The 11,590-nt window shown below is 41.4% G+C and carries 13 protein-coding genes and 1 tRNA gene; 11 read left to right on the top strand and 3 right to left on the bottom strand.

Going from position 1 to position 11,590, the window contains the following annotated elements:
- Positions 1-54: 54 nt before the first annotated feature.
- Together PN471_RS21165 and PN471_RS21160 are read right to left on the bottom strand one after the other, a co-directional pair.
- Positions 55-561 (bottom strand): hypothetical protein, encoded by a 507-nt coding sequence (locus tag PN471_RS21165; RefSeq protein ID WP_271778515.1) that lies wholly within the window; start codon positions 559-561, stop codon positions 55-57.
- Positions 558-1,025: a type I restriction enzyme HsdR N-terminal domain-containing protein gene (locus tag PN471_RS21160; RefSeq protein WP_193896471.1), complete on the bottom strand. Its 468-nt coding sequence runs from the start codon at positions 1,023-1,025 to the stop codon at positions 558-560. The genes PN471_RS21165 and PN471_RS21160 overlap by 4 nt, the downstream gene beginning before the upstream one ends.
- A 275-nt stretch (positions 1,026-1,300) precedes the next feature.
- Here PN471_RS21160 and PN471_RS21155 point away from each other — a divergent pair, with 275 nt between their 5' ends.
- The 8 genes from PN471_RS21155 (at position 1,301) to PN471_RS21120 (ending at position 7,674) form a co-directional block, all read left to right on the top strand.
- Positions 1,301-1,786: an ATP synthase subunit I gene (locus tag PN471_RS21155; RefSeq protein ID WP_193896473.1), complete on the top strand. Its 486-nt coding sequence runs from the start codon at positions 1,301-1,303 to the stop codon at positions 1,784-1,786.
- Positions 1,787-1,879: 93 nt separating this feature from the next.
- Positions 1,880-2,635, top strand: a complete 756-nt coding sequence (gene atpB / locus PN471_RS21150; protein ID WP_193896474.1) for a F0F1 ATP synthase subunit A — start codon at positions 1,880-1,882, stop codon at positions 2,633-2,635.
- A gap of 145 nt (positions 2,636-2,780) precedes the next feature.
- Positions 2,781-3,026, top strand: a complete 246-nt coding sequence (atpE, locus tag PN471_RS21145) for an ATP synthase F0 subunit C (RefSeq protein ID WP_013192016.1) — start codon at positions 2,781-2,783, stop codon at positions 3,024-3,026.
- Between the two features lie 186 nt (positions 3,027-3,212).
- The gene (locus PN471_RS21140; protein WP_193896476.1) at positions 3,213-3,644 is read left to right on the top strand and encodes a F0F1 ATP synthase subunit B'; all 432 of its coding nucleotides are present in this window, start codon (positions 3,213-3,215) and stop codon (positions 3,642-3,644) included.
- 246 nt (positions 3,645-3,890) lie between these two features.
- Positions 3,891-4,457, top strand: a complete 567-nt coding sequence (locus tag PN471_RS21135; protein ID WP_271778514.1) for a F0F1 ATP synthase subunit B — start codon at positions 3,891-3,893, stop codon at positions 4,455-4,457.
- Positions 4,454-5,008 carry an ATP synthase F1 subunit delta gene (gene atpH, locus PN471_RS21130; RefSeq protein WP_271778513.1) on the top strand — a complete coding sequence of 185 codons (555 nt, stop codon included), beginning with the start codon at positions 4,454-4,456 and terminating at the stop codon, positions 5,006-5,008. The genes PN471_RS21135 and atpH overlap by 4 nt, the downstream gene beginning before the upstream one ends.
- An 85-nt stretch (positions 5,009-5,093) precedes the next feature.
- A complete protein-coding gene (atpA, locus tag PN471_RS21125; protein WP_271778512.1) occupies positions 5,094-6,614 on the top strand; it encodes a F0F1 ATP synthase subunit alpha in 1,521 nt (506 codons plus the stop codon).
- 112 nt (positions 6,615-6,726) lie between these two features.
- Positions 6,727-7,674, top strand: a complete 948-nt coding sequence (locus PN471_RS21120) for a F0F1 ATP synthase subunit gamma (protein ID WP_193896484.1) — start codon at positions 6,727-6,729, stop codon at positions 7,672-7,674.
- Between the two features lie 222 nt (positions 7,675-7,896).
- Here the strand turns inward: PN471_RS21120 and PN471_RS21115 are convergent.
- Positions 7,897-7,968: transfer RNA gene (locus PN471_RS21115), tRNA-Thr, on the bottom strand.
- A 228-nt stretch (positions 7,969-8,196) separates the two neighbouring features.
- Here PN471_RS21115 and argF point away from each other — a divergent pair.
- The 3 genes from argF to PN471_RS21100 all read left to right on the top strand — a co-directional run bounded on the left by argF (position 8,197) and on the right by PN471_RS21100 (position 11,512).
- Positions 8,197-9,117 carry an ornithine carbamoyltransferase gene (argF, locus tag PN471_RS21110; RefSeq protein WP_027403744.1) on the top strand — a complete coding sequence of 307 codons (921 nt, stop codon included), beginning with the start codon at positions 8,197-8,199 and terminating at the stop codon, positions 9,115-9,117.
- 221 nt (positions 9,118-9,338) lie between these two features.
- Positions 9,339-9,944 carry a transcriptional repressor LexA gene (lexA, locus tag PN471_RS21105; RefSeq protein ID WP_027403745.1) on the top strand — a complete coding sequence of 202 codons (606 nt, stop codon included), beginning with the start codon at positions 9,339-9,341 and terminating at the stop codon, positions 9,942-9,944.
- A gap of 86 nt (positions 9,945-10,030) precedes the next feature.
- Positions 10,031-11,512, top strand: a complete 1,482-nt coding sequence (locus PN471_RS21100) for a DNA phosphorothioation system restriction enzyme (RefSeq protein ID WP_193896486.1) — start codon at positions 10,031-10,033, stop codon at positions 11,510-11,512.
- Positions 11,513-11,590: the final 78 nt, after the last annotated feature.

The following is an 11,590-nucleotide window of genomic DNA, read 5'->3' as shown; positions in this document are numbered from 1 at the left end:
GCCTACAAAACAAAAAACAAATCTCAAAACCAAAGAACCGTGGGGCGCACGGTCTTAAAGCTCAGTTAATGTCCTCATAGAGGAGTCACTGAGAAGCCCACACTCACCTGAAAGGGAGTGTGTGGAGTACGTCACTAAAGTATCCATTGCCCCAATAGAAACTTGCCGTTCTAGCATAGACTCTGAAAGAGGAAAAACATTCAAATTTGGATGCTGGGCTAATTCTCTCAATCTTTCTGGGACTTTTGTTAATTCATTTGTAACTAATCCATCAAACTTATCAAAGACTCGAAACGCTGCATTAGCGTCTTCTGTAGTCAGTTTCCCTTGTCTTTTAGCCCATTGGACAAATTTACGTAGATCGTTAGAATCATTACGTGGAGTAAATCGTCGGGGTATAGTTTCACGTGCTTCTGTGAGGCAGATAGCAGGTAAATGTAACTCAAACTCTCCAGCTTCCGCAAATTCAAGTAATTGAGCCGCTTGGGGAGTCTGTAAATGTTCAGGTTTAAGAATATCTACAACCCAGTTTGTTTCGACAAAAACCGCTTGAGGCTTCATTTTGCAACTTTGCTCCACCTTGGTCCACCAGCCCTGACTTCACCAAGTCGTAGAAGATTGATTATCCGTCCGCCAAACAAATTTCTCAAATCATCTGGTAAACTGTCTATACTAGTTTGCAATTTCAATTTCTCTAGCCATCGCTGAACTTGTGATTCGAACTCAAGGTAAGGGTTTCCCCTCCATTGCTCATCTACTGGTGGTAATAAGTAATTTGGAAGTCTTGCTTCACCAACTACGCGAATTGATGAACCCTGAGAATCATCAAAAGAATCTCGTAGGACAATAACACGCTCTCCCGCCACAAGCAAACCAAGAGAGCAACCAAGCTCAATCATGTAGCGTTTTAGCTGATTCATAGCATATTGACCTTGCTCTCTGACATCATTGAGTTTTACTTCAACAATCATCAAATATTCTCCATCTGGGCTGGTGACGATAATATCTGGATGTGATGTTTTCATAGAAATATCGAAATATTGAACTTGAGTTCATGAACAAATATGATGGTTCTGCCATATTGACTAACATTCTAGCCTAAGTCGAGCTATACTTAGAACCAGTAAGATACCTCCTCAAACAACAACAACTCTTACTAAACCCCACCGAGAGGGAGTAACAGCAAAGGGAAAAATTAATTCTTTCTCCTGAACTCCTGACTCCTGACTCCTCAAAAAATAAGTTAATTGTTTTTTTCTAAAGTAGTGTTACCGGATCGTGATATGATTCAACTGACTGAATGTGCAGTCATCTCATATTAGCTGTACTGGTTTCAAGTCTCGTGAGCTTGTCAGAAGAATCAATTGCACCGACTCAGACAACACAACAAGATGAGGAATCTGGTTTTGCTCAAACAGAACCAGTAAACTCTTCCATGCAAGAGTTCTATCAACTCTATCAGAAGTTGCTAGTAATCACACTTGTGTTGACGGGGATTATTTTTATCTCTGTGTGGATTTTTTATTCCTTAAACATAGCCCTAAATTATTTGATTGGGGCGTGTACAGGTGTGGTTTACTTAAAAATGCTGGCTAACGATGTCGAGAGACTTGGTGGTGAAAAACAAAGTTTGAGTAAAAATCGTTTTGCTCTAATCATGATACCGATTATATTGGCGAGTCAATGGCATCAGCTACATATCCTGCCGATATTCTTGGGATTTCTCACCTACAAAGCTACCCTCCTCATCTATATGGTGCAAACTGCATTCATTCCTGAAGCTTAAAGGGTGTAGGGGTAAAGTACAGTGCTAGACCCCTACAGACTACAGACAATCCTCCAATCCTCGATTTTTGGGGAAAAACCTTGAAGAACGCCCATGCTTAGTGTATTAAACGCTTTTAACGCTTTTCCCCTCGCCGAATTAGAAGTAGGTCATCACTTCTTGTGGCAACTGGGCAGTCTCAAAATACATGGGCAAGTATTTCTCACCTCATGGTTTGTGATTGCTATCCTAGTAATAGCATCACTAGCTGCCACCAGAAACGTCCAAAAAATTCCTCGTGGCATCCAAAATTTGATGGAATATGCCCTGGAATTTATTCGGGATCTAGCGAAAAACCAACTCGGAGAGAAAGAGTATCGCCCCTGGGTACCATTTATTGGTACGCTATTCTTGTTTATCTTCGTATCAAATTGGTCAGGAGCATTAATTCCCTGGAAGCTGATTAAATTGCCTTCTGGTGAACTAGCAGCCCCTACCAACGACATCAATACAACCGTCGCATTGGCATTGTTAACCTCCTTAGCGTATTTTTACGCGGGATTTAGCAAGAAAGGTTTAGGCTACTTTAAGAAATATATTGAGCCAACACCAGTTTTATTGCCAATTGCTATTCTCGAAGATTTCACCAAACCCCTCTCCCTAAGCTTCCGTTTATTTGGAAATATATTGGCGGATGAATTAGTAGTGGCGGTATTGGTATTGCTTGTGCCTCTCTTTGTACCTTTGCCAGTAATGGCTTTGGGTTTGTTTACTAGTGCCATTCAAGCCCTAGTATTTGCTACCCTTGCCGGGGCGTATATTCATGAAGCCTTAGAGGGGCATGGCGAAGAAGGACATGAGGAGCATTAACCCCCTCAGTTGATCGCCCAGTTTAGACGAGCAAACTTGCTCAAAACATCGCCATAGCGATTTAAAAGCCTAGTGCAGTGTAAAAACACACATCTAGTTGTCACGTACATTTGTAATTTTTGTAGTTAAAGCAAGGAAAATCGTCATGGATCCATTAGTACAAGCTGCCTCAGTTCTAGCTGCTGCTCTCGCTATCGGTTTAGCTGCAATTGGGCCTGGTATTGGTCAAGGTAATGCAGCAGGTCAAGCAGTAGAAGGTATTGCCCGTCAGCCCGAAGCAGAAGGCAAAATTCGCGGCACACTACTTTTAACATTAGCCTTCATGGAATCTTTGACAATTTACGGTTTGGTAATTGCCTTGGTATTGCTATTCGCTAACCCTTTTGCCTAAGACCGAAAAAGTTTTGTTAGTGTAGAGACGTGAAAGATGTCACAGACAGCAAAAAACTGGACATCTACACGCCTCTACAAACGGGCAACTTATTGATCATTGGTGAAAACGGGATTCGTAAAATTATCACAGGCTGGATCATCTTACTAGCCAAGAAAATGAGTATTCCAGCCAAAGAGGAGAGAAATGTTTGATTTCGATGCTACCTTGCCATTGATGGCATTGCAATTCCTGTTGTTGGCAGCTTTGTTGAATGCAATTTTCTACAAGCCTATGACCAAGGTATTGGATGATCGGGATAATTATGTCCGTACCAATAACCTTGATGCTCGCGATCGCTTGGCTAAAGCTGAAACCTTAGCAAAAGAGTATGAGCAGCAACTGTCATCTGCGCGTAAGCAGTCTCAGTTGACTATAGAAGCTGCCCAGAATGAAGCTAAGAAAATTACGGCAGAAAAAATAGCCCAAGCCCAACAGGAAGCACAAGCTCAACGCGAACAAGCTGCTAGGGAAATAGAGCAACAAAAGCAAGCAGCTATGGCTACCCTAGAAACGCAAGTTGATGCCCTCAGCAACCAGATTCTAGAAAAACTATTAGGACCTGCTTTGGCGAAATAATATAGCAGGAGTCAGGAGTCAGAAGTCAGGAGTCAGGAGTAAAACCCGTTTGTGGTCAGAGTTCCATGATGAGTTGATTTTCTTACTACCTGGGCGATGGTTATATGACCAAATTGGTGCTACGAAAGCATAAACACTTAAGGGTATTTGCCTAGAAAGTGGTAAAATTTAAGTGTCCAAAAAATTGGCACTTTTTTCCCTATCGGGAAAAATTAACGAATTACCAAGCGAGCAGCGCACTTGTAGATGGGTAACATGGGCAATATTTTATTACTTGCCGCAGAAGCTGTTCACTCTGAAATGGCAGAAGGCGCAGCAGAAGGCGGTTTCGGTCTAAACCTAGACATCCTGGAAACCAATCTAATTAACTTAGTAATTCTGATTGGCATACTATTCTACTTTGGACGCAAAGTTTTAACTAATATCTTGAATGAAAGACGCTCTAATATTGAAAGCGTTATTCAAGATGCTGAAGGACGCTTGCGGGAGGCTCAAACTTCTTTGGCTAAAGCCCAAGGACAGTTAACCCAAGCACAGCAAGAAGCACAGAGAATCACTCAAGTAGCTGAACAAAATGCTCAAGCTGCTAAAGAGGCTATTTTAGCTAAGGCGAATCTGGATGTAGCCCGGTTGAAAGAAACCGCAGCATCGGATTTGAATGCAGAACTAGAAAAAGCGATCGCCCAACTTCGACAAAAAGTAGTTGCACAAGCACTGCAAAAAGTGGAAGGACAACTCAAGGGTGGTATTAGCGCAGATGCTCAACAAACTTTAATTGATCGTAGCATCGCACAACTGGGAGGCGAGATATGAAAAGTGATGCAGCTACCGCTGAAATATCTCAGCCTTATGCACAGGCATTGTTATCCATTGCTCAATCTCAAAACTTAACAGAAGAAGTTGGGGGAGACGCACGGACATTTATTGGCTTATTAACAGGGAGTCAAGAACTCACTAACTTTTTAAGCAATCCCTTTGTGAAGCCAGAGAACAAGAAAACTGTTCTCAGACAATTACTTGGGGAAGGTGTAAACCCCTGCCTACGTAACTTTTTACTGCTGTTAGTTGACAGAAGACGCATTGCTTTCTTAGAACCAATTTTAGAGCAGTATTTGGCGCTCTTACGCCAGCTAAATCAAACTGTATTGGCTGAAATTACTTCTGCGGTTCCCCTCACAGAAACCCAACAGCAAGCAATTACAGAAAAGGTAATTACTCTGACCAAAGCTGTAAGAGTGGAATTAGTCACCAAAATAGACAGCGATTTAATTGGTGGTGTAATTATCAAAGTTGGTTCTCAAGTAATTGACGCTAGTTTGCGTGGTCAACTACGTCGTCTCTCTTTGCGTTTAAGCAGTAACTAGGAAGTTCTGATAAATGTCAGTAGTCAATAAAAACAAATGACAACTGACAACTGACAACTGACAACTGACAACTAACAACTGACAAATGAGCATTTCCATTAGACCTGACGAAATCAGCAGCATCATCCAACAACAAATCGAGCAATATGACCAAGAGGTTAAAGTTGCTAACGTTGGTACAGTGCTACAAGTAGGTGACGGTATTGCCCGGATTTATGGCTTGGAAAAAGCTATGGCTGGGGAACTCCTAGAATTTGAAGATGGCACAATTGGTATCGCCCAAAACTTAGAAGAAGATAACGTTGGTGCGGTATTGATGGGCGAAGGTCGGAGTATTCAAGAAGGTAGCTCTGTAACCGCTACTGGTAGAATTGCCCAAGTAGGCGTAGGTGACGCTCTCATTGGTCGCGTTGTTGATGCTTTGGGTCGTCCTATTGATGGTAAAGGTGATCCTAAAACTACTGAAACTCGGTTAATTGAATCCCCAGCACCTGGGATTATTGCCCGTCGGTCTGTACATGAACCGATGCAAACAGGAATTACCGCTATTGACTCCATGATTCCTGTAGGCCGTGGTCAACGGGAATTAATCATTGGCGATCGCCAAACAGGTAAAACAGCGATCGCTATTGACACCATCATCAACCAAAAAGGTGAAGATGTAGTTTGCGTTTACGTAGCGATCGGTCAAAAAGCTTCCACCGTTGCTAACGTAGTCCAAACCCTACAAGAAAAAGGCGCGATGGATTACACAGTAGTTGTTGCTGCTAACGCCAGTGACCCAGCTACCCTACAATTCCTCGCTCCCTACACAGGCGCTAGTATTGCTGAGTATTTCATGTACAAAGGCAAAGCAACCTTAATCATCTATGATGACCTTTCCAAGCAAGCTCAGGCTTATCGCCAAATGTCCTTGCTCCTCCGTCGTCCACCCGGTCGGGAAGCCTATCCTGGAGACGTATTCTACATTCACTCTCGCTTGTTGGAACGTGCTGCTAAACTCAGCGATGAATTAGGTAAAGGCAGTATGACTGCATTACCTATCATTGAAACCCAAGCTGGTGACGTATCTGCATACATTCCTACCAACGTAATTTCTATTACCGACGGTCAGATTTTCTTGTCTTCTGACTTGTTTAACTCTGGTATCCGTCCCGCTGTAAACCCTGGTATCTCAGTATCCCGTGTAGGTTCTGCAGCCCAAACCAAGGCAATGAAAAAAGTTGCCGGTAAGATTAAATTGGAATTGGCGCAATTTGACGACTTACAAGCTTTCGCTCAATTCGCTTCTGATTTAGATAAAGCCACCCAAGATCAGTTGGCGCGTGGTGTGCGTTTACGGGAACTCTTAAAACAGCCCCAAAACGATCCTCTCTCCGTAGCTGAACAAGTAGCGGTTCTTTACGCTGGTATTAATGGTTATTTAGATGACATCGCCGTTAATCAAGTAACTACCTTTGCTAAGGGTTTACGTGATTACTTGAAAAATGTTAACACCGCTTATTACCAAGCAGTACAAGGTACAAAAGTCCTCGGTGATGCAGAAGAAGTTTCTTTGAAAGCAGCACTAACCGAGTTCAAAAAGACCTTCCAAGCAGCAGCGTAGGGGAGAGTACAGGTAACAGGTAATAGGTAGTGGGTAATAGGTAATAGCAATAACTTTTACCCAATTACCAATTACCAATTACCAATTACCAATTACCAATGACCTAAAAATTATGGCTAATCTCAAATCAATACGCGATCGCATCCAGTCGGTCAAAAACACCAAAAAAATCACGGAAGCCATGCGGCTTGTAGCAGCGGCGAGAGTCCGTCGCGCTCAAGAACAAGTAATTGCTACCCGTCCCTTTGCTGACCGTTTGGCGCAAGTATTGTATGGCTTGCAAACCAGACTGCGGTTTGAAGATGTTAACCTCCCCCTACTGAAAAAACGTGAAGTTAAAACAGTAGGTTTGTTGGTAATTTCTGGCGATCGGGGTTTGTGTGGTGGTTACAACGGTAACGTCATCCGTCGTGCCGAAAATCGTGCCAAGGAACTCCAAGCTGAAGGCGTAAACTATACTTATGTATTGGTTGGTCGCAAAGCTACTCAATACTTCCAACGACGGAATCAGCCTATTGATGCTACCTACAGCGGTTTAGAACAAATTCCTACCGCCGCAGAAGCAACAAATATTGCTGACGAACTACTTTCTCTCTTCCTGTCGGAAAAAGTAGACCGGATTGAGCTAGTTTATACAAAATTTGTCTCCTTGGTTAGTTCCCGTCCCGTCATCCAAACCCTTCTACCTTTGGATACCCAAGGTTTAGAAGCAGCGGATGATGAAGTTTTCCGTTTAACTACCCGTGGTGGTCAATTCCAAGTAGAACGGGAAAAGGTAGCTAGTACAGTGACAGCCTTACCTAGTGACATGATTTTTGAACAAGATCCAGTGCAAATTCTGGATTCTTTGTTGCCATTATACCTGAGCAATCAGCTATTAAGAGCGTTACAAGAATCAGCAGCTAGTGAATTAGCCGCACGGATGACAGCAATGAGTAACGCCAGCGATAACGCCGGTGAATTGATTAAAAGTCTATCTTTGTCTTACAACAAAGCCCGTCAAGCCGCAATTACCCAGGAACTTCTGGAAGTTGTCGGTGGTGCGGAAGCGTTGACTTAATTTGGTGATTGGTGGTTGGTGATTGGTAGAATTAACCATAGCCAATCATCAGTTATTAATAATAATGTGATAATTTATGATATTTTTCTTCATATTTAGGGGCTGAAGCCTGAGCAATAAATTCTAAATCTTTAACAAATTGACCAATTGTGCCACCTAATTGATGTCCAAAAATTAATCCTGAAAATTGTTTTCCTTCTATTTGCCAAGTTTAAAAATAAAGGCCAGCAGTTGGATTTGAACCTACGACCTTCCGATTACAAGTCGGATGCACTACCACTGTGCTATGCTGGCGGTTTGGGTAAGAACGTTTTCCATTGTCCCACCGATTCTATATTATCGCATAGCCATATTATTTGTCTAGAGGGTAAACAAAATATTTTTCCAGTTGCCAAGAACCGCTAAAACTAGCCGCCGTGCTGTAGATTGATGCCAAAATATTTGGTACAGTTCAATTTTGTATTTCTTGTGACACGGTTAGATCAAGGTGCAGAAACATTTGTTCTTTAGAGATAATCAGGCATGGCAGCATTGATAGGCAGAGATTTATTAAGTCTAGCGGATTTGAGTTCTGAGGAACTGCAAGAACTTCTGGAATTGGCTACTCAACTCAAGTCAGAAAAACTGAAGTTGCATTGTAACAAGGTTCTAGGTTTGTTATTTTCCAAAGCTTCAACACGCACTAGAGTCAGTTTTACAGTCGCCATGTACCAACTGGGCGGACAGGTAATTGATCTCCATCCTAATGTCACTCAGGTGAGTCGAGGAGAACCTATCCAGGATACTGCTAGGGTGTTAGATCGTTATTTAGATGTTTTAGCAATTCGTACCTTTGCTCAACAGGAATTGGAAACTTTTGCCAAATATGCGAAAATTCCTGTAATTAATGCCCTCACGGATTTAGAACACCCCTGCCAGATATTGGCAGATTTACTCACCATTCAAGAAAAATTTGGCAGTTTGGCAGGTTTAACATTAACCTATGTCGGTGATGGGAATAATGTCGCTAATTCCCTGATGTTGGGTTGTGCTTTGGTGGGAATGAATGTCAGAATCGCTTTTCCGTCAGGATATGCCCCAGATGCAGAAATTGTGGAAAAAACTAGGGAAATAGCTAATAAAAAAACTGAAGTTATCTTGACTCACGATCCTGAAGCAGCAGCAAAAGGTGCATCCGTACTTTACACTGATGTTTGGGCAAGCATGGGGCAAGAAACACAAGCCAATAACCGCTTCCCTGTTTTTCAACCCTATCAAATTTCACAACAATTATTAAGTCTTGCAGATCCAGAAGCAATTGTTTTACACTGCTTACCAGCCCATCGTGGTGAAGAAATTACTGAAGAGGTAATTGAAGGTTCACAATCACGGGTTTGGGATCAGGCAGAAAATCGCCTCCATGCTCAAAAAGCTTTACTTGCAAGTATTCTTGGGGCAAAATAACAGTATTGGTAATGGGTAATTGGTAATTGGTAATGGGTAATTGGTGAAATTCTTATCTGTTCCCTGTTCCCTGTTCCCTATTCCCTGTTCCCCGTTCCTTCCTGTTCCCTATTCCCTATTAGTTACTAATTACCATGAATTTTTAATAAAAACTTGTTAAGGGAAGAATTTTGTAGTACCAATGTTCTAGGGACATTTATTATTTACTTCCCAAAAAAATTATGGAACGTCTCACAGAACCCCAAAAAGAACTATACGAATGGTTGGTAGAATATATCAGGTTGAATCAACATTCTCCATCAATTCGCCAAATGATGGAAGGGATGAATTTGAAATCTCCCGCACCCATTCAAAGTCGGTTAGAACATTTACGCAATAAGGGCTATATTGGCTGGAATGAAGGCAGGGCAAGAACTTTGCGGATAGTTCATCCTGTTAAACAAGGTATACCAATTTTAGGAACTATTGCCGCTGGTGGTTTAATTGAACCGTTCACTGATGCGGTGGAACATTTAGATTTGGCTAATTTATCATTACCTCCTCAAAGTTATGCCTTAAGAGTCGCGGGGGATAGTATGATTGAGGATTTAATAGCAGATGGTGATGTCGTATTTTTGCGCCCTGTAGCCGAACCAAATCAATTAAAAAATGGAACTATCGTCGCGGCGAGGGTGGAAGGACATGGAACAACTTTAAAACGATTTTATCGCCATGATGATCTTGTCACTCTTAAACCTGCAAATCGTAATTATCACCCGATAGAAGTATCAGCAATGCAAGTAGAGGTACAAGGTTCTTTGGTGGGTATTTGGCGTAATTATAACTAAAGAGGGTAATGGGTAATGGGTCATAAATTCTTACCACCAATTACCAGTCACCAATTACCAATCACCAATCACCAATTTGCAAATTTATGTACCTAACGCGAAATGTAGTACCGAAATTGCCTACTTTTAAGCTCAAGTTACCTTATGCGGGGGAGAAAAAGGGCAGTTATCAAGTTAAGAAATCATTACCGGGATGTCCAAAAATGCCTTTATCTCTGCAATTGCGGGGATATCAACGCCAAGCAGTGACCAGCTGGTTTGCTAATCATGGTAGGGGGACATTAAAAATGGCTACTGGTAGTGGTAAGACTATTACTGCATTAGCGATCGCTTGCGAATTGTACCAGCAAATTGGTTTACAAGTCCTGTTGGTGGTGTGTCCCTATCGTCATCTTGTTACCCAATGGGGCAGAGAATGTGGGAAATTTAACTTACAGCCGATTTTAGCATTTGATAATTTACGCAGTTGGCAAAGTCAACTTTCTACACAAATCTATAATTTGTCTTCTGGTTCTCAAGATTTCGTCACGGTAATTACCACTAACTCGACTTTAATTAGTGATGGTTTGCAAACACAACTTAAATATTTTCCGCCAAAAACTTTGATTATTGGTGATGAAGCCCATAATTTAGGCGCACCAAAGTTAGAAGAAAGTTTACCCCGCAATGTCGGGTTACGTCTAGCTTTATCCGCCACACCAGAAAGATATTTTGATGATGATGGCACAGAATCTTTATTAGATTATTTTGGCAATATTCTTCAACCTGAATTTAGCTTACAGGATGCCATTTCTCAAGGTGCATTAGTTCATTATATCTATAATCCTGTATTAGTAGAATTAACAGAAAATGAGAGTATCGCTTATTTAAAATTAACCAAAAAAATTGGGCGTTCTCTGCTTTATCGAGATCGAGATATGGGAGAAATAGGAGATTTTGAAGACAACGAAGATATCAAATCATTATTAATGCAAAGGGCGCGATTAATTGGCACAGCGGAAAATAAATTAATCGCCTTAAAAGAATTAATGTCAACTCGTCGAGAAACTACTCACACACTATTTTATTGTAGTGATGGTTCTCAAGAAATCGGACAACGTTATTCTCTACGCCAACTCAAAGCCGTTTCTCAACTTTTGGGAGGAGAATTAGGTTATAAAGTCAGCACCTACACAGCAAATACTTCTTTAGAAGAAAGGGAAACTTTACGTCGTCAATTTGAAAGTGGAGAATTACAAGGTTTAGTCGCAATTCGCTGTTTAGATGAAGGTGTAGATATTCCCGCAATTCAAACCGCAGTCATTTTATCAAGTTCAGGAAATCCCCGCCAATTTATCCAACGTCGAGGACGGGTTTTACGTCCTCACCCTGGCAAGGAACGGGCAACGATTTTTGATATGATTGTGTTACCACCAGATTTGGATAGAGAAACTATTGAAGTGGAACGGAATTTATTAAAGAAGGAATTAAAGAGGTTTGTGGAATTTGCTGATTTAGCGGATAATGCTGGGGAAGCGAGGATGAAGTTATTAGCTTTGCAAAAACGATATGGGTTATTAGATATTTAATTTTGTGGAAATTTATCAATAGTTATTGACTTTATGTACCAGAAAAAGGTAAGATACTGTTTAGTAGATACTGTTGAG

Source organism: Aphanizomenon sp. CS-733/32, from assembly GCF_028330045.1.
In the GTDB taxonomy this organism is placed as follows: domain Bacteria; phylum Cyanobacteriota; class Cyanobacteriia; order Cyanobacteriales; family Nostocaceae; genus Dolichospermum; species Dolichospermum gracile.
Note: the sequence above shows the minus strand (reverse complement) of the source record. Positions and strands in the feature narration are given on the sequence as shown.